Source organism: Burkholderia sp. LAS2 (genome assembly GCF_018417615.1).
GTDB lineage: Bacteria > Pseudomonadota > Gammaproteobacteria > Burkholderiales > Burkholderiaceae > Burkholderia > Burkholderia sola.
Genome location: NZ_CP071052.1, coordinates 3682892 through 3701064 on the forward strand (window position 1 = coordinate 3682892; position 18173 = coordinate 3701064).

Annotated in this window: 13 protein-coding genes; 8 read left to right on the plus strand and 5 right to left on the minus strand. The window is 68.8% G+C overall.

Annotated elements, in window-relative coordinates; all coding sequences use genetic code 11:
• Nucleotides 1-101 precede the first annotated feature (101 nt).
• From JYG37_RS17005 to JYG37_RS17015, 3 genes are read right to left on the minus strand one after another with little or no spacing between them, the layout of a single operon-like run.
• Nucleotides 102-2006, minus strand: a complete 1905-nt coding sequence (locus tag JYG37_RS17005) for a dipeptide ABC transporter ATP-binding protein (RefSeq protein ID WP_050010821.1) — start codon at nt 2004-2006, stop codon at nt 102-104.
• A gap of 26 nt (nt 2007-2032) precedes the next feature.
• Nucleotides 2033-3022, minus strand: coding sequence for an isoaspartyl peptidase/L-asparaginase family protein (locus JYG37_RS17010; protein ID WP_089489283.1), 990 nt, complete (start codon nt 3020-3022; stop codon nt 2033-2035).
• Nucleotides 3019-3963 carry a MurR/RpiR family transcriptional regulator gene (locus JYG37_RS17015; protein ID WP_089489282.1) on the minus strand — a complete coding sequence of 315 codons (945 nt, stop codon included), beginning with the start codon at nt 3961-3963 and terminating at the stop codon, nt 3019-3021. The genes JYG37_RS17010 and JYG37_RS17015 overlap by 4 nt, the downstream gene beginning before the upstream one ends.
• Nucleotides 3964-4435: 472 nt before the next feature.
• Between JYG37_RS17015 and JYG37_RS17020 the strand changes: the two genes are divergently transcribed.
• The 5 genes from JYG37_RS17020 to JYG37_RS17040 all read left to right on the plus strand — a co-directional run bounded on the left by JYG37_RS17020 (nt 4436) and on the right by JYG37_RS17040 (nt 12100).
• The gene (locus tag JYG37_RS17020; protein WP_050010817.1) at nt 4436-5707 is read left to right on the plus strand and encodes an MFS transporter; all 1272 of its coding nucleotides are present in this window, start codon (nt 4436-4438) and stop codon (nt 5705-5707) included.
• A 27-nt stretch (nt 5708-5734) separates the two neighbouring features.
• Complete coding sequence (locus JYG37_RS17025) at nt 5735-8155, plus strand: glycoside hydrolase family 31 protein (RefSeq protein ID WP_213345634.1); 2421 nt, start codon at nt 5735-5737, stop codon at nt 8153-8155.
• Nucleotides 8156-8267: 112 nt separating this feature from the next.
• Nucleotides 8268-9455 (plus strand): porin, encoded by a 1188-nt coding sequence (locus JYG37_RS17030; protein ID WP_050010815.1) that lies wholly within the window; start codon nt 8268-8270, stop codon nt 9453-9455.
• Nucleotides 9456-9770: 315 nt separating this feature from the next.
• Nucleotides 9771-11792 carry a BCCT family transporter gene (locus JYG37_RS17035; RefSeq protein WP_124594655.1) on the plus strand — a complete coding sequence of 674 codons (2022 nt, stop codon included), beginning with the start codon at nt 9771-9773 and terminating at the stop codon, nt 11790-11792.
• Nucleotides 11789-12100, plus strand: coding sequence for a hypothetical protein (locus tag JYG37_RS17040; RefSeq protein WP_124554138.1), 312 nt, complete (start codon nt 11789-11791; stop codon nt 12098-12100). The genes JYG37_RS17035 and JYG37_RS17040 overlap by 4 nt, the downstream gene beginning before the upstream one ends.
• Before the next feature lie 103 nt (nt 12101-12203).
• Here the strand turns inward: JYG37_RS17040 and JYG37_RS17045 are convergent, their stop codons facing one another.
• Entirely contained in the window at nt 12204-13052 is an 849-nt protein-coding gene (locus JYG37_RS17045) for a class I SAM-dependent methyltransferase (RefSeq protein ID WP_176015344.1), read from the minus strand.
• A 163-nt stretch (nt 13053-13215) separates the two neighbouring features.
• Between JYG37_RS17045 and JYG37_RS17050 the strand changes: the two genes are divergently transcribed.
• The 3 genes from JYG37_RS17050 (at nt 13216) to JYG37_RS17060 (ending at nt 16445) form a co-directional block, all read left to right on the plus strand.
• Nucleotides 13216-14679, plus strand: a complete 1464-nt coding sequence (locus tag JYG37_RS17050; protein WP_213345635.1) for a metallophosphoesterase family protein — start codon at nt 13216-13218, stop codon at nt 14677-14679.
• On the plus strand, nt 14676-16070 hold the full coding sequence (locus JYG37_RS17055; RefSeq protein WP_185731856.1) for a cytochrome-c peroxidase: 1395 nt from the start codon (nt 14676-14678) through the stop codon (nt 16068-16070). The genes JYG37_RS17050 and JYG37_RS17055 overlap by 4 nt, the downstream gene beginning before the upstream one ends.
• Before the next feature lie 96 nt (nt 16071-16166).
• Entirely contained in the window at nt 16167-16445 is a 279-nt protein-coding gene (locus tag JYG37_RS17060; protein ID WP_027782819.1) for a CppA family protein, read from the plus strand.
• A gap of 84 nt (nt 16446-16529) precedes the next feature.
• Here the strand turns inward: JYG37_RS17060 and JYG37_RS17065 are convergent, their stop codons facing one another.
• Entirely contained in the window at nt 16530-18023 is a 1494-nt protein-coding gene (locus JYG37_RS17065) for an aminotransferase-like domain-containing protein (RefSeq protein ID WP_213345636.1), read from the minus strand.
• Between the last annotated feature and the right edge of the window lie 150 nt (nt 18024-18173).

Genomic DNA, 18173 nt, shown 5'->3' on the forward strand with positions numbered 1-18173 from the left:
TTGCTGGGCTCCTATCGGTGAATCGGTGACGCCTCACGGGCGTTTCGGTTTCGACTGCCTGCTGGTTCGCGCACCGTCATCGCGGCGCACGACGCCACTCCTCAATACGCGCCGCCCACGCGATGCGTCGCGACGTAATGATCGGGGCCGACCGCGACGAGCGGCGCGACGACCGGCTCGTCGCCGACCGCGCGGATCGGGCTCGGAATCTCGTCCGCCGCGAGCTGGCGCGGCGCATGCCGGCGCGCGGGGTCGGCCACCGGCACCGCGCTCATCAGCTTCTTCGTGTACGGATGCTGCGGCGCCTCGAACACCGCGCGGCGCGGGCCGATCTCGACGATCTGGCCCAGATACATCACCGCGACGCGATGGCTGACGCGCTCGACGACCGCCATGTCGTGCGAGATGAACAGGTACGCGACGCCGAGCTCGCGCTGCAGGTCGAGCATCAGGTTGACGATCTGCGCCTGCACCGACACGTCGAGCGCCGACACCGACTCGTCGGCGATCACGACCTTCGGATTCAGCGCGAGCGCACGCGCGATCGCGATCCGCTGGCGCTGGCCGCCCGAGAATTCGTGCGGATAGCGGCGCGCGGCATCCGGCGGCAGGCCGACCTTGTCGAGCAGCCAGTCGACGCGCGCCTGCGCTTCGCTGCCGCTCGCGACGCCGTGCACGAGCAGCGGCTCCATGATCGAGAAGCCGACGGTCAGGCGCGGGTTCAGCGACGCGAACGGGTCCTGGAAGATGAACTGGATGTTCCGACGCAGCGCCTGGAGGTCCGGGCCCTTCAGCGCGCTGATGTCGCGGCCGTCGAATTCGATCGAGCCGCTTTGCGATTCGACGAGACGCAGCAGCGAACGGCCGGTGGTCGACTTGCCGCAGCCCGATTCGCCGACGAGCGCGAGCGTCTCGCCCGCACGCAGCTCGAAGCTCACTCGCTCGACCGCATGCACGTATTGCGACACGCGGCCGAACACGCCGCTCTTCACCGGAAACCGCGTGACGAGATCGCGCACGCGCAGGATCGGCGGCGCGGCATGATCGACGGGCGGCTGCGCGTCGTTCGCCGCGGACGCCGTCGTCGCGGCCGTGGCCGTCGCGTTCGTGCCGTCCACCTTCAACAGCGGGAATTTCTCCGGTGCGTCGGTGCCCTGCATCGAGCCGAGCCGCGGCACGGCCGCGAGCAGCGCGCGCGTGTAGCGATGCGCGGGCGTCGCGAAGATGCGGTCCGACTCGCCCTCCTCGACCTTCTCGCCGCGATACATCACGAGCACGCGATCGGCCACTTCGGCCACCACGCCCATGTCGTGCGTGATGAAGATCACGCCCATGTTCATTTCGTCCTGCAGCCCGCGCACCAGTTGCAGGATCTGCGCCTGGATCGTCACGTCGAGCGCGGTCGTCGGCTCGTCGGCGATCAGCAGCGCGGGCCGGCACGACAACGCCATCGCGATCATCACGCGCTGTCGCATCCCGCCCGACAACTGGTGCGGATAGCGCGCGAACACGCGGCGCGCTTCCGGGATGCGCACGAGATCGAGCAGCCGCAGCGCTTCCGCGCGGGCTTCGGCCGCGCTCTTCGACTGGTGCAGCGCGATCGCCTCGCTGATCTGGTCGCCGACCGTAAACACCGGGTTCAGCGACGTCATCGGCTCCTGGAAGATCATCGCGATGTCCGCGCCGCGGATACCGCGCATCGTCGCGGCGCTCGCCTGCGCGAGATCGACCAGCGCGCCGCCACGGCGCCGGAACGCGATTCGGCCGCTGGTGATCTCGCCGCCGCCGTGCTCGACGAGCCGCATCAGCGCGAGCGACGTGACCGACTTGCCCGAGCCCGATTCGCCGACGATCGCGAGCGTCTCGCCGCGATCGACGTGAAACGACACGTTGCGCACCGCGTCGAACGTCGCGTTTTCGCGGCGGAACGTGACCGACAGGTCGTCGACGGCCACCACGCGCTGCTCGGGCAACGTCAGGGGCGACGGGTTACGGCTCGAAGTCATGGCATCTCTCCTCGTGCGATCCGGAATCAGGCCGCATCGTCGCGGTAGATGCCGACGACCGGCGCTTCACCGACGCGCGCGTAGCCGCGGTACATCCCTTCGGTGTTGAACGGCATCGCGACGTTGCCGTGCGCATCGACCGCGATGATCCCGCCGCGGCCCGCGAGGCGCGGCAGCTTGTTCATCACGACGTCGTGCGCGGCGTCCGCGAGCGACGCGCCGCGATACGCGATCTGCGCGGCCACGTCATGCGCGGTCGCGAGCCGGATGAACATCTCGCCGGTGCCGGTCGCGGAGACGGCGCAGGTCGCGTCGTCCGCATAGCAGCCGGCGCCGATGATCGGCGAATCGCCGACGCGCCCCGGCTGCTTGTTCGTGATGCCGCCCGTCGACGTCGCCGCCGCGATGTGGCCGTGCACGTCGCACGCGACCGCGCCGACCGTGCCGTGCTTGCGGTCCGGATCGAGCGGCTCGGCGGGTTGCGCGGCGCCGCCGAACGCGAAGCTGGCCGCATCGTGGTCGAGCATCATCCCGGCCGCCGCGCGCGCCTTGACCCACTGCGCATGCCGCGCTTCGGTGTCGAAGTAGCCGGGTTCCGCGAGTTCGAGCCCTTGCGCGGCCGCGAACGCATCGGCGCCCGCGCCGGCGAACAGCACGTGCTCGCTCGCCTCCATCACGCGCCGCGCGGCGAGCACCGGATTGCGCACGCGCGTCGCGCAGCAGATCGCGCCGGCGCCGAGCGTCGCGCCGTCCATGACCGCCGCGTCGAGTTCGTGCTTGCCTTCGGCCGTATAGACGGCGCCGCGCCCCGCGTTGAACAGCGGACAGTCCTCGAGCATGCGCACCGCGACGGTCACGGCGTCGAGCGCGCTGCCGCCGTCGGCCAGCACTTGCTGCGCGGCCTGCAGGATCGCGGTGAGTTCGGCGCGGTACCGACGTTCGGTGTCGGTATCCATCGCTTCGCGCAGGATCGTGCCTGCGCCGCCGTGAATCGCGACGATCGCGGGTGAAGTCATGATTTTTTCGGACGTGGGGAAGAAGGGTTGGCGGCCGGCAGCGCCGCTTGCGGCTGCACGAGCCACGGCAGCAGGAATTCAGTCATCTCGGCGGCGGATTTCGCGGACCGGTGCGTGCGCAGCGCGACTGCATCGATCAGCGCCTCGATCATCGTGAGCACGGCCGCTTCCGACGTGGCCGCGAAACGCCGCTCGGCCTTCACGTACAGGTTCAGCGACGCGATCGGCGCGAGCGGCGATTGCGGGCCGTCGGAGATGCCGAGCACGCGCGCGCCGCGCGCCGCCGCACGACGCGCCAGCTCGATCGTGTCCTTCACGTAGCGCGGAAACGCGAGCGCGATCACGAGATCGCGCGAATCGGCCGTGTACAGGCGTCGCGCCGCATGCGAAGGCCCGCCGAGCAGCGCGAGCGACTGCACGCTGTCATGGCAGACGGACAGGCCATGCTCGATCAGCCCGGCGAGGAACGCGCTCGACCCGGCGCCGAGAATCAGCACGCGCCGCGCGCCGACGATCGCCTCGACCGCCGCCTCGACATCGGCCGCGTCCAGTTGCGCGCGCGTGTTCTCGATGTTGGCGACAGCCTGGTCGAATACCGCATCGATCCAGACTGCGCCGCGTACGCCGGATTCCTGCTCCTGCGCGGAACGCAGCCGCTCGACCGGCCCGAGCGTGGCCTCGAAGCCGCGCACGAGCGCCGCACGCATCGCCGGATAGCCGTCGAAACCGAGCGCCTTCGCGAAGCGGTTCGCGGTCGCGATCGACGCATTCACGGCCTGCGCGAGCTCGTCGATCCGCATCGTCGCCGCGCGAAACGGGTTCGCGAGCACGAACTCGCCCATGCGCCGGTGAATCGGCGTCATCAACGGCATCGCCGACGCGATCCGCTCGGCGATCGCGGGTTCGTCGTGACTGACATCGGGCGGAACGAGAGGCGTCATGCGAAGGGTTGTTGCAAGGTTCGATGAAAATGAATTTACACAATCTCCCGACTGAAAAGAAATAAATTTTCATCAGGATGTGTTGCGCCTCAACCGGCGTCCGTCGACCGTGCGGACGATCGTTCGGCCCCGCCCCACGGGCCTTTGACGGCCGATCGCCCTGCGTCGCCGCTCACGGTCGCCATCCGGTCATCGGGAAAACCCCGAGTACGTTCGTTCGAATGCAGATTCACGTTGACCGGATTCGCATTCGAACATAGGATGTTCGAAAATGATCAGTCGTCAGATAACATTGCAGATCTGTGACGACGAAATGTTCGCTCGAACACCGTGATTTCGATATGAACCGGCAAAAACCGGCGCGCATCAAGATCGGACATCGTACGAACCAAAACGAAACAAGCCATTCCGACGGATGGCCCTCATGGACCGGGCAGGCGCCGCGCGCCGCCCTCCCTGACAGGAGACAGCAGTGAAGACAGTCAAGGCGTTGCGCTGGTGGATCATCGTGCTCGTGTGTCTCGGCACGATCCTCAACTACCTCGCACGGAATTCCCTCGCGGTGCTCGCGCCCGAACTCAAGCAGGTGTTCGCGATCTCGACGCAGCAGTACTCGTACATCGTCGGCGCATTCCAGATCGGCTACACGATCATGCAGCCGGTGTGCGGCTTCATCGTCGACCTGATCGGGCTGCGGCTCGGCTTCGCGCTGTTCGCGATGCTGTGGTCGGTGGTCGGCGTCGCACACGGCTTCGCATCGGGCTGGCTGTCGCTCGGCATCCTGCGCGGCTTTCTGGGCCTGTTCGAGGCCGCCGCGATTCCGTCGGGGATGAAGGCCGTCGCCGAATGGTTTCCCGATCGCGAGAAATCCGTCGCGGTCGGCTACTTCAACGCGGGCACGTCGCTCGGCGCCGCGATCGCGCCGCCGCTCGTCGTGTTCATCTCGATGCGCTTCGGCTGGCAGGCCGCGTTCATGGTCACCGGCGCGCTAGGGTTCCTGTGGGCCGCGCTCTGGTACACGCAGTACCGGTCCCCGGCCGACCATCCGCGCCTCACGCCGCAGGAGCGCACGCTGATCCGCGACGGCCAGGCGACGATGCCGCCCGTGTCGAAGCGCCGCATCCGCGACGTCGTCACCGCGCGGCGCTTCTGGGCGATCGCGCTGCCGCGCTTCTTCGCGGAACCCGCGTGGCAGACCTTCAGCTTCTGGATTCCGCTGTACCTCGCGACCGAGCGCCACATGCCGCTCACGCAGATCGCGGTATTCGCGTGGATGCCGTTTCTCGCAGCCGACCTGGGCGGCATCGCGGGCGGCTACCTGTCGCCGTACCTAGCGAATCGCTTCAAGCTGCCGCTCGTGTGGTCGCGCGTCGCCGGCGTCGCGCTCGGCGCGGTGCTGATGCTCGGGCCGGCGACGATCGGGCTCGTGTCGTCGCCGTACACGGCGATTGCGCTGTTCTGCGTCGGCGGCTTCGCGCACCAGATGATCTCCGCGCTCGTCAACACGCTGTCGGCCGACGTGTTCGACCCCGAGGAAGTCGGCACCGCGAGCGGCTTCGCCGGGATGGCCGCGTGGATCGGCGGCCTTGGCTTCTCGCTGCTGGTCGGCGCGCTCGCCGACAAGATCGGCTATGCGCCGCTGTTCGCGTGCCTCGGGCTGTTCGACATCATCGGCGTCACGCTGCTCGCGCTGCTGATCCGCGGGCAGTCGAAGCAGGAACGCCTGCTCGCGCAGCACGCCTGACCTCCGTTTTCACCAGGAATCGCATTCATGACTTCGCTCCTTCATCCGCCCGTGTTCCGCGTCGCCAGCCACCACGCGAACCGCGTGTTGCTCGCGTCCGATACGGGCGCCACCGTCGAAATCTTCGTGCTCGAGGACGACATCGTGCGCGTGCGCGTGCTGCCCGACGCGACGGCGCGCACCCCGCGCACGTGGACGATCGCACCCGGTCTCGACGACGTGCCGCTCGACGGGCGCGACCGCCTCGACCTGAGCGGCTTCGCGCTGCCCCACTACGACTTCGTCGAAGACGACGACGGCGTGCGGATCGCAACCGCGCAGGTCCGGCTTACGGTGCGCCGGCGAGGCGGCCATTGCACGTGGTCGATGCGCGACGCGAACGGCGCATGGCGCGTCGCGCTCGCCGACCGCGCGACGCAGGCATACAACTTCGGCTGGTGGGACGATCGCGCGTATCACTACGTCGCCCGCGAGCGCGGCGACAAGGTGTTCGGCCTCGGCGAACGCGCGGGCGAACTCGACCGCACGGGCGCGCGCTTCGAGATGCGCAACATCGACGCGATGGGCTACAGCGCGAAAAGCACGGACCCGCTGTACAAGCACATCCCGTTCTACATCACGTGGTCGCCCGATGCGTGCCAGGGCTTCGGGCTGTTCTACGACACGCTGTCCGACTGCGTGTTCGACATGGGCCGCGAGCTCGACAACTATCACGGGCTCTATCGCTATTTCGTCGCCGAGCACGGCGATCTCGACTACTACTTCATCGCGTCGCCCGCGACGCCGCTCGCGGCCGCGCGACGCTTCACGTGGCTGACCGGGCGCCCCGCGCGCACGCCGAAATGGGGGCTCGGCTATTCGGGTTCGACGATGAGCTATACCGACGCGCCGGACGCGCAGCAGCAGATGAACCAGTTCGTCGAGCAGTGCGACGCGCACGACATCCTGTGCGATTCGTTCCACCTGTCGTCGGGCTATACGTCGATCGGCGCGAAGCGCTACGTGTTCAACTGGAACCGCGACAAGTTTCCGGATGCGAAAGGCTTCGTGCAGCACTATCGCGACCACGGCATCCGCCTGTGCGCGAACATCAAGCCGTGCCTGCTGCGCGACCATCCCGCCTTCGACGACGCCGCGCAGCGCGGGCTGCTGATCCGTTCCGCGTCGGGCGAGCCCGCATGGGTGCAGTTCTGGGACGAGGTCGGCGCGTACATCGACTTCACGCAGCCGGACGCCTACCGCTGGTGGCAGGAGCAGGTCACGTCGGCGCTGCTGGAATACGGTATCGAATCGACCTGGAACGACAACAACGAATACGAGATCTGGTCGCCCGACGCGATCGCGCACGGCTTCGGCCAGCCGTTTCCGGCGCGCGAAGCGAAGGTGCTGCAGACAATGCTGATGATGCGCGCGTCGCGCGACGCGCAGCGCGCGCATGCGCCGGCGCGGCGGCCGTTCCTCGTGTCGCGCTCCGGCGGCGCCGGCATGCAGCGTTACGTGCAGACTTGGTCCGGCGACAACACTACGTCGTGGGAAACGCTGCGCTACAACCTGAAGATGGGCCTTGGGCTCGCGCTGTCGGGCGTGTCGAACATCGGCCACGACATCGGCGGCTTCTCCGGCCCCGCGCCGTCGCCCGAATTGCTGCTGCGCTGGGTGCAGTTCGGCATCTTCATGCCGCGCTTCAGCATTCATTCGTGGAACGACGACGGCACCGTCAACGAACCGTGGATGTACCCGGAGATCACCGCGCAGGTCGCGTCGCTGATCAAGCAGCGCTACCGGCTGCTGCCGTACCTCTATCACCTGCTGTGGCAGTCGACGACGCGCTACGAGCCCGTGCTGCGGCCGACCCTCGCCGATTTCCCCGGCGATGCGCGCTGCTACGACGCGTGCGACGACATGATGCTCGGCGACGCGCTGCTGGTCGCACCGGTCGTCGATCCCGGCCGGACCGAACGCACGGTGTACCTGCCGTCGGGCGCACGCTGGACATGCTGTTCGAGCGCGCAGTCGTTCGACGGCGGCGCGAGCGTGACGCTGCCCGCGCCGCTCGACACGCCGGTGATGCTGCTGCGCGAAGGTCGCGTGCTGCCGTTGAACGTCGCCGACCAGCATTTCGGTGCGCGTGCCGACACGCGCGGCTTCGTCGTCGCACCGCGCATCGAAGACGGCGTCGCGTACGGCGAATGCGTCGAGGACGACGGCGAGACGGAAGCGTGGCGCGACGGCGAATACGGACTGTGGCGCATCGAGACCGGCCGCGAGGCGTCGGGCGAGCTCGGCGTGTCGGTCCGCTGGGACGGCCGCCCGGCGCGCCCGGCCGAGCGCGTCGAGATCCTGCTGCCCGCGTCGCTGCAAGGCCCGGTCGCCGTGCGCGGCGCGCGTGTCGAGCAGGATGCGGGGGACGGTGCGTGGCGCCGCCTCGTCGTCGCGTTCGACCACTGAACCACTGAAGCCAACCCGATCAGGCGGGCCGTTCGCGCGGCCCGCCGCCTGCCACAGAGGAGGCATTCAACCTCCCGCCCCTTGAAAAGATGAAGCACCCCGGAGATCGACAATGAAAGCACCCGTCAACCGTTACGCAATCCTGATTTTTTCGACCGCGTCGCTCGGCGCGCCCGCCGCCCATGCGCAGAGCAGTGTCACGCTGTACGGCGTCGTCGACGATTCGCTCGCGTACGTGAACAACCAGCAAGGGCACTCGAACATCTACCTGCGCGACGGCAACCTGTATGCGTCGAAGTTCGGGTTGCGCGGCGACGAGGATCTCGGCGGCGGCACGCATGCGATCTTCGACCTGCAGGCCGGCTTCAACCTGAATACGGGCGCGCAGGCCGCCGCCGGCACGATGTTCAATCGCCAGGCCTTCGTCGGCCTGCGCAACGTGAGCTACGGCACGGTGACGGCCGGCCGCCAGTACACGCCCTACTTCCTGTTCGTCGGCCCGTACGCGTCGAGCAGCTGGCTGACCGGTGCGACCGGCGCGCATCCGGGCGACATCGACGGCCTCGACACGACGATTCGCGTGAACAATTCGGTTACCTATACGTCGCCGACCTTCGCCGGGCTGACCGCGAGCGCGATGTACGCATTCGGCGGCATTGCCGGCGCGACCGGCAAGGGCAACACGTTCAGCGCCGCGCTGCGCTACGCGAACGGGCCGATCGGGATCGCGGCCGGCTATCTGCGGATCAACAGCTCGGGCTCTTCCGTGGGCTTCCTGAATCCGGCCACCGCGTCGTCGGGCAGCTTCGCGGTGTCCGTGCTGAACCAGGGCTACCTGACCGCGAAGGCCGTCGAGCAGGTCGCGGCTGCCGGCAACTACACGCTCGGCGACCTGACGATGGGTCTCAACTATTCGAACGTGAAGTACCTGCCCGGCAACGGTTCGGCCTTCACCGATACGGCCGTGTTCAATACCTACGGCGCACTCGCCGCGTACCGCTTCACGCCGACGTTCTCGGTGGCCGGCGCATTCGCGTACACGCTCGCATCGAAGGCGAACGGCGTCGCGAACGCGGCCCGCTATCAGCAGTACTCGCTGAAGGAGTCGTACAGCCTGTCGAAACGCACGACGCTCTATGCGCTGCAGGCGTACACGCATTCGAGCGGGCGGACGCTCGGCGCGCAAGGCGCCGGCCACATCGTCGACGCGGCGCCGATCGTCGGCGATTCGCAGCAGCTCACGCCGTCGACGACGCACGGCCAGTTCGTCGGCATGGCCGGGATCGCGGTCACGTTTTGAACCCGCCCGACGGCGCCTTCCGCGCGCTGTCTTCTACCTGGACGCCTGGACGCTGCGCATGCCGTGCGCGCCGTCCGGGTGTCCGATATGCGTTCGCCGCGGCGTTTTTCCCGGCCTCGCCGGCCCGCCGAACGCACCGCGCGGGTTTTCTCGCTCGCCTCGATACCTTACAATTCGTCAGGTTTACCCTTCTGCATGCCCTGTTCTTGCAGTCCTGACACCGCGGTACACTCGACGCACGCCGTATCAGGGTCCGACGCGCACCACGCGCCGGGCGGCGTCGCGCCTCGTTGCGCCCACAACTGGATACCCGCCATGCCGGATTCCCGTCCCTCGCCCCGCACGACATTCAAGCCGCAGGTCGTCCTGCCCGCGCTCGTCGTGATCGGCGCGCTGCTCGTCGTGTGCGCACTGCGCCCGAGCGAAGCCGGCGCGCTGTTCTCCGCCGGCCAGCAATGGGTCATCGCACGGTTCGACTGGTTCTACGTGCTCGCCGTCACCGGCTTCCTCGTGTTTCTCGTGCTGATCGCCGCCAGCGATTTCGGCAACATCCGGCTCGGCCCCGACGATGCCGAACCCGAATTCAGCTTCGTGTCGTGGACGGCGATGCTGTTCGCGGCCGGCATGGGCATCGGCCTGATGTACTTCGGCGTCGGCGAGCCGATGCAGCATTTCCTGAAGCCGCCGACCGTCGACCCCGGCACGTCCGCCGCCGCGCGCGAGGCGATGCTGATGACCTTCTTCCACTGGGGTTTCCATGCGTGGGCAATCTACGGGCTGATGGGGCTCGTGCTCGCGTACTTCGGCTTTCGCTACAACCTGCCGCTGACGCTGCGCTCGGGGCTGTATCCGGTGCTGCGCGAGCGCATCAACGGCTGGATCGGCCACACCGTCGATGCGTTCGCGCTGGTCGGCACGGTCGCCGGCATCGCGACGACGCTCGGCTACGGCGTGATGCAGATCAGCGCGGGCCTGCATACGGTCGCCGGATGGGACACCGGCAGCAACCTGTTTCGCATCGGGCTCGTCGCGCTCGTCGTGATCCTCGCAGGGCTGTCGGCCGCGAGCGGCCTCGACAAGGGCGTGCGCCGGCTGTCCGAGCTGAACCTGCTGCTCGCGTTCCTGCTGCTCGCGTTCGTGGCCGTCGCGGGCCCGACCGCGTTCCTGCTGCGTGCGCTCGGCGACAACATCGGCCAGTACCTGTCGAGCCTCGTCGACCTGTCGTTCCGCACCTATGCGTACGCACCGCCGCGCGAGGAAGGCTGGTTCGGGGGCTGGACGATCCTCTACTGGGCGTGGTGGGTGTCGTGGTCGCCGTTCGTCGGCATGTTCATCGCGCGCATCTCGCGCGGCCGCACGATCCGCCAGTTCGTGATCGGCGTGCTGCTCGTGCCGACCGCATTCAATCTCGTCTGGATGACCGTGTTCGGCAACAGCGCGATCTGGCTCGATACGCACGGCGCGGCCGGCGCGCTCGCGCAGACGGCGACCAACGTCGATGCGCTGCTGTTCCGCTTCTTCGATTTCCTGCCGTTGCCGCAACTGCTATCGATCGTCGCGATCGTGCTGATCGCGGTGTTCTTCGTCACGTCCGCCGATTCGGGCGCGTTCGTGATCGATCAGATCGCGACGCGCGGCAGCGCGCATTCGCCGGTCTGGCAGCGGCTGTTCTGGGCCGCACTGCTCGGCGTGACGGCCGCGGTGCTGCTCGTCGCGGGCGGGCTGGGCGCGCTGCAGGCGATGACGCTGATCGCCGCGCTGCCGGTCGCCATCATCATGCTCGCGCTCTGCTACGGGCTGTGGCGCGGGCTCGCGGCCGATCGCGCGCACTATTCGCAGGACGTTGCGCCTGCAACGAGCTTCTGGACCGGTCAGCACTGGCGCCATCGCCTGACGCACATCCTGCGGCAGACGACCGAGGCCGAAGCGCGCCAGTTCATCGCGGAAACGGTCGAACCGGCGCTGCGCAAGGTCGCCGACGAGTTGCGCGCGAGCGGCGTCGATGCGCACGTACAGCACGACAGCGACGATGCGGTGCGGTTGACCGTGCCGACAGCCGAACATCGCGATTTCGTGTACGGCGTGCGCGTCACCGCGAAATCCGCAGCCGCGTTCCTGGTGCGCGAGACGGCCGAGCCGGACGAGGCACGTGCGCACGTGTATGGCATCGTCACGTTCTTCGAGGATGGCCGGCTCGGCTACGACGTCGAATACCTGCGCGGCGACGAAGTGATCGCCGACGTGCTGCGCCAGTACGAACGCTACGTATCGCTCGCGGCAGACACCCGCACGCATCTGCTGAGCCGCGCGCCGGGGCACGCGACGGAGGCCGAATGAGCGGACTGCTGCAAAGCCGCGCGGTCGACGTCATCGCGCTCGGCACGCTCGCCGTGCTGTACCTCGGCGGCGCCGGCATCGCGCTGTGGCGAATCCGCACCGCGGCGCCGCTCGGCAAGGTCTACTGGATCGTCTGCGCGGCACTGCTTGCCGGCGGCGCGGTCGCGATGGGCGGCAACCTGTCGCCGGTGCCGAACAGCGGCGAAATGCCGCCGGGTTTCGCACTCGGCGCCGAGGCCGTTCTGCTCGGGCTGGCGCTGGTCGCCGGTGGCTGCGCGTGGTTGATGCTGCGCGCGCGCAAACGCTGACGCACGCAGGTCGCGCAGCCCCAGCTTCGTCACGCGGGCACGGTCGCGTGCGGGGCGAACGGGCGGCCATGCCGTTCCTCATCCGCTGCTTCCACGCTACATGTCATGCGGACGGCGCGCGCGCCGTCACCAGCCAGCACGCCGCATCGAAGCGCACCTCGGCGCCGTGCACGTACCGCTCGAACGCCGCGCGCATCGTGTCGATCACGCGCCGCCGCGTCGCCTCGTCCGTCTCCAGCAACGCAAGGCCGACCGGGCCCAGCCGGGCAAGGTAGTCGTCCAGCGCGGATTCCGACAGCACGCATGCCCGCTCGACCGGCTCGATCGCAACGTCGGCCCACCCACCGTCCGACAGCACCGACGCAATGCGCTGCCGGTCACCGAACGCGAACTGCCCCGGCGCGCCGGGTTGCCGCGCGGGCAGATTCGGCAACAGCGGCGCGGCCGCCCGCTCGGCCGTCGTCATGAACGGGTTGTCGGCCGCGCCGCGCCACGCGACGAACCGCATCTGCGCGCCGGGCCGCGCCGCATGCCGCAGGTTCGCGAACGCACGCACCGGATCGTCGAAGAACATCACGCCGAGACGCGACACGATCAGGTCGACGCTCGCCGGCTCGAACGCGTGCGTCTGCACGTCCGCGCACACGAACCGGGCGGGCAGACCACTGCGTCCGGCACGCCCCCGGGCGGCGTCGATCATTCGCGCCGAAATGTCGATGCCCGTGCACTGCGCGTTCGCGCCGAGCCGCCGCGCGATCGCGAGCGTGACCGCACCCGTGCCGCAGCCGACGTCGAGCACGCTGCTGGCAGACGACGCTGCCGCGCCATCCGCCAGCAGCGTTTCGAACGGCTCGAACATCCGGTCCAGCAGCGCCTGCGCATCGACCCATGCGCGCCCCGACGGACCGTTCCATAGCGCGGATTGCGCTTCATTGGGCCGGTTGGCTTCCATCGTCGATCCCCTTCCGTTTCATTGATCACGAACCGGACTGTGCCGCTTCAAGCCGGCTTGAAGTCAAGGACTGCCGGTGTGCGCCCCGTCACGCCCCGTTTTCACATTTCTTACATTCGCGCTGCGTATCGTTGACGACTTTCCTACGGTGCCTGCCCCTCCCATGCGACGATTCCTCACGCGCGGCCTGCTCGTGCGCTGCGCTCCCCTTGCTGCCCTCGCCGCGCTGTCCGCGTGCTCGAATCACATCGATACGCCGGCCGATCCGGCCAGCGCGTCGGCCAACGTCCGGGCCGCATGGGTCGAGATCGGCGATGCGAACCAGGCGATCGCGCGCGTGATCACGAACTACACGCCCGCGTCGGCCGGCGACCCGCTGTGCCCGCAACTGAGCGTCGACGGCAAGGTGTCGCGCATGGCGCTGCGCGCAGGCGCCGCGACCGTCCCCCAGCGGCCGACCGCCAGCGACCCGGCCGATTCGAAACCGTCGAGCTTCCCGGTGTCCGTCTGCGAGGCGACGCTGCCGGCTGGCGCGCAGGCGGCAAGCGTCGCGGGCCGCACGCTGCCGCTGCCGAAAGCGCAGCCGCAGCGCATCGCGATCATCGCGGACACCGGCTGCCGAATGAAGAAAGCCGACAACGCATGGCAGGCGTGCAACGATGCGTCGGTCTGGCCGCTCGATACGATCGCGGCCAGCGTCGCGAAGCTGTCGCCCGATCTCGTGCTGCACGTCGGCGACTACCACTATCGCGAGAACGCATGCCCGCCGGACATCGCCGGCTGCAAGGACAGCCCGTGGGGCTACGGCTGGGATACGTGGCAGGCCGACCTGTTCCGCCCGGCCGCGCCGTTGCTCGCGAAGGCGCCGTGGGTCGTCGTGCGCGGCAACCACGAGGAATGCGCACGTGCGGGCCAGGGCTGGTTCCGCTTCCTCGACCCGCGCCCGTATTCGGCCGCACGCTCGTGCGACGATCCGGCCAACGACAACAACGCGAACTATTCGGAACCCTATGCGGTGTCGCTCGGCGGCGGCTCGCAAGTGATCGTGTTCGACACCGCGAAGGTCGGCCGCACGCCGCTCAAGACGACCGACGCGCAGTTCGGCATCTACCAGAAGCAGTTCCAGACGGTCGCGGCGCTCGCGTCGAAGGCCGGCATCACGACGACGATCTTCACGAACCATCATCCGATCCTCGCGTTCGCGCCGATCGCCGGCAGTACGCCCGCGCCGGGCAACCTCGCGCTGCAGTCGGTGATGTCGAGCCTCAACGCGCAGGCGTACTACCCGCCGGGCGTGCACGTCGCGCTGCACGGCCACGTGCACGATTTCCAGGCGATCAACTTCTCCTCCGGGCACCCGGCGACGATCGTGTCCGGCAACGGCGGCGACAACCTCGACGTCGCGCTGCCCGACCCGTTCCCGGCCGGCCTGACGCCCGCGCCGGGCGCGGTGATCGAACGGCTGTCGCACAACAACAGCTTCGGCTTCCTGATCATGGAGCGCAACGCCGCGCCGGCGACGGGCTGGACGTTCCATGCGTATTCGGCGGCCGGCAAGCTGCTGGCGTCGTGCAATCAGTCGGGCCGGACGCTCGCCTGCGACAAGACGGGGTTCATCGCGCCGTGACGGAAGAAGTTCGATGCGACGGCCGCGGCAAGCGTGGCCGGCAGACGCTGCACACGCTTGCCGCCACCGTGCTCGCCGGCCTGACGCTCGCGGTTCACGCCGCGCCGGCCGAAACGGTGCTGCTTCCCGGCGCGCCGCCGTCGCGCGTCGTCGACACGATCGGCAACGGCACGCCGCAGGTGACGGGCAAGATCGACGCGGCCACCGCGCGCTTCGCGCCGGACCCGACGCTCGTCGCGCTCGGCCGCCGGATCTTCTTCGACCCGCGGCTGTCCGAGCCGCGCGGCATGTCGTGCGCGGGCTGCCACGATCCGGGCCGCGCGTTCGCGCCGACACTGTCGGCCGCATCGCTCGCGGGGCCCGGCGTGCCGGAAGGCAGCCGGCCCGGACGCTTCAGCCAGCGCAATGCGCCATCGCTGCTGTATGTGCGCTACGTGCCGCGCCGCCACTTCTACCAGGACGACGATGCGCCCGCGCCGTCGCCGTTCGGCGGCCTGTTCAGCGACGGTCGCGCGGATACGCTCGCCGAACAGATCCGCGGACCGCTGTTCGATCCGAACGAGATGAACAACCGGTCGCCGGCCGCACTGCTGCGCAAGGTCGATGCGACCGAACTCGCGCCCGATCTCGCCGCGCGCTTCGGCGCGCCGGTGCGGCGCGATCCCGAGCAACTGGTGCGCGCGCTGGGCGCGGCCGTCGAAGCCTATCTGCAGAGCGACGAGATGGCGCCGTTCACGTCGCGCTTCGACGCATTCCTGCGCACGCGCAAGCCGCTCGCGCCGGCCGAGATGCGCGGCCTCGCGCTGTTCCGGAATCCGGACAAGGGCAATTGCATGACCTGCCATACGCTGTCGGACACGTCGAGCCGCCCGGAACGCTCGCTGTTCACCGATTTCGGCTACGACGCGATCGCCGTGCCGCGCAACCGCGCGCTGCCGGCGAACCGCGATCCGCGCCATTTCGACAACGGGCTGTGCAATACCGCGCGGCGGCTGCGCTGGCCCGAGCCGACGCAATGGTGCGGCTACCTGCGCACGCCGGGGCTGCGCAACGTCGCGCTCAAGCAGACGTTCATGCACAACGGCGTGTTCACGACGCTGCGCGACGCGGTCGCGTTCTACAACACGCGTTCGACCGATCCCGGCTTCTGGTATCACGGCGCCAAGACGTTCGACGACGTGCCGGCCGCCTATCGCGGCAACATCAACGTGAATTCGACGCCGATGAACCGCCGGCCCGGCACGCCGCCCGCGCTGACCGACGCGGAAATCGACGACATCGTCGCGTTCCTCGGCACGCTGACCGATGCGCGCTATACCGGCCGGGCCGCGCCTGCCGCCTCTGCGCCTCCTGCGGCCCGGGTCGCGCGCACCGCCGCGCCGGTGCGCTGACCCTGGCCGAACGGCCAGCCGACGCGCCCGCGCTTGCGGTTCGCGCAAACACTGGTTATATTTACAGTACTGTATTTATGAACAGTGAGGTGCGCGATGGAACATCTGGTCCGTATCGTCAACGACACCGATCGCCAAGTGCTGGCGTGGCTGCGTGCCCAGGTCGGCGATGCCCGCGTCGAGCGCGCGGCGCGTCAGCTCGGGCATACGCGCAAGCCCTTTCCGTCCGCCGTCTGCCGGTACCTGGGCATGAGCGCGCCGGCCACGCTGCGTCCGGCCCCCGCCCGGCCGCGCGCGGCACGCGATTTCTCGGTCGGCGATCGTTATTTGTCGCTGATCCGCCAGCACCTCGCCACGCATTCGGTCGGCCGATGAAGTGGCGGCGGCTTGCCGCTTCGGTACCGCGTCCGGCCGGAGCACTCGCGTATTCGGAAATCCGGCCCGCTGCCGCCGTCGCGCTTACGCGGCCGCCATGGCTTCCCGTACGAGGCGGCCGAGTATGTCGAACGCCGCCTCGTGCGCCGCGTCGAATACGCGCGTACAGGCAAGCCGGATATAGCCGTCGAAACGGTCCGAATTCGAGAAGATCGAACCGGGCGCGATCTTGACGCCATGCGCCAGCGCGGCGTCGAACAGCGCATCGGAGCGCACGCCTGCCGGCAACGCGATCCACAGCAACATCCCGCCCGGCGGCTGGTTCATCCGCGTGCCGGCCGGGAAATGCCGCGCAATCGCGTCGATCGTCACGTCGCGCTGCACGCGCAACTGTTCGCGAAACCGGTGCAGGTGTCGATCGAATGCGCCGGAGCCGACGAATTCGGCGGCCACGGCCTGCAGCAACGCGGCGTTGTGTCGACTCTGAGCGAATTTCAGCATCCTCACGCGCGCCTGCCAGCGGCCCGCACTCATCCAGCCGAGCCGCATCCCGGGGGCCAGCACCTTGTTGAACGACGGGCAGTAGATCACCGTGCCGTCGCGATCCCATGCCTTGACCGGCCTGACCGCCGTCGGCGCCTCGACGAGCTCGCGATAAGGCTCGTCCTCGATCACGGCCACACCGTGGCGCGAACACAGCGCGACGAGCGCGGCCTTGCGCTCGTCGGGCATCACGCAGCCGAGCGGGTTTTGCAGGTTCGGCACGACGACCACGGCCCGGATATCCGGATAGGCAGCCAGCGCCACGTCGAGCGCCTCGATCGACAGGCCGGTCGTCGGGCTTGCCGGAATTTCGAGCGCCTTCAGGCCGAGGCTTTCGAGCAACTGGATCAGGCCGAAGAAGGCCGGCGATTCGATCGCGATCGTGTCGCCGGGCCGCGCGACCGCCCGCAATGCGAGATTCACCGCATCGACGCCGCCGTTCGTCGACATCACGTCGTCCGGCGTCAGCGTCACGCCGTAAGACAACGCGCGTTTGGCCATCGTCTGCCGGAATTCGGGCGAGCCGCCGACGGGCCCCGCGTCGGTCAGCAACGTGGGCTTGCGCCGCAGCAGCCGGATCGCGAGCGCCTGCAGGCGCTCGGTCGGATACAGCGCGGCGTGCGCGGATGCGCCGCCGAGATTCAACGCATCGGTCGCCGCGTTCGCACGGTCGATCACGCGCGATACGCGCTCGTGCAGCCCCGCGAACGGCGGCTCGACGCTCAGCGGCGGCCCGTCGCTTTCCGGCAGCGTGTCGAGCACGGCCGCCGCGCGGCGGCGCACGAAGTAACCCGAACGCGGCTTCGCGTCGCACCAGCCCGCATCCTCGAGCCGCCTAAACGCATGGATCGCGGTCGACAGGCTCACGCCGTGCTGCGCCATGCACGCGCGGACCGACGGCATCCGGTCGCCGGGCGCCAGCGTGCCGGCCGCGATGATGCGGCGGTAATGTTCGGCGAGCCGTTCGTAAAGCGGCTCGCCGTCCCTCGGCAAAGGCGTGCGGGATGCGTCGGCGAGAATCGTCATGCGGACCATCGTGCCCGCTGCCTCCCGCGCACGCCAGATACAGATCCGGGGAAAACCCACCGATACAGCAGCCCGAAATCGTCGCCTGCACCGCAACAGATTCCCGTCCCCTGAATCTGTCGTGCGCACGTCCGTTTCCCTAACCTGATTGCACGATGT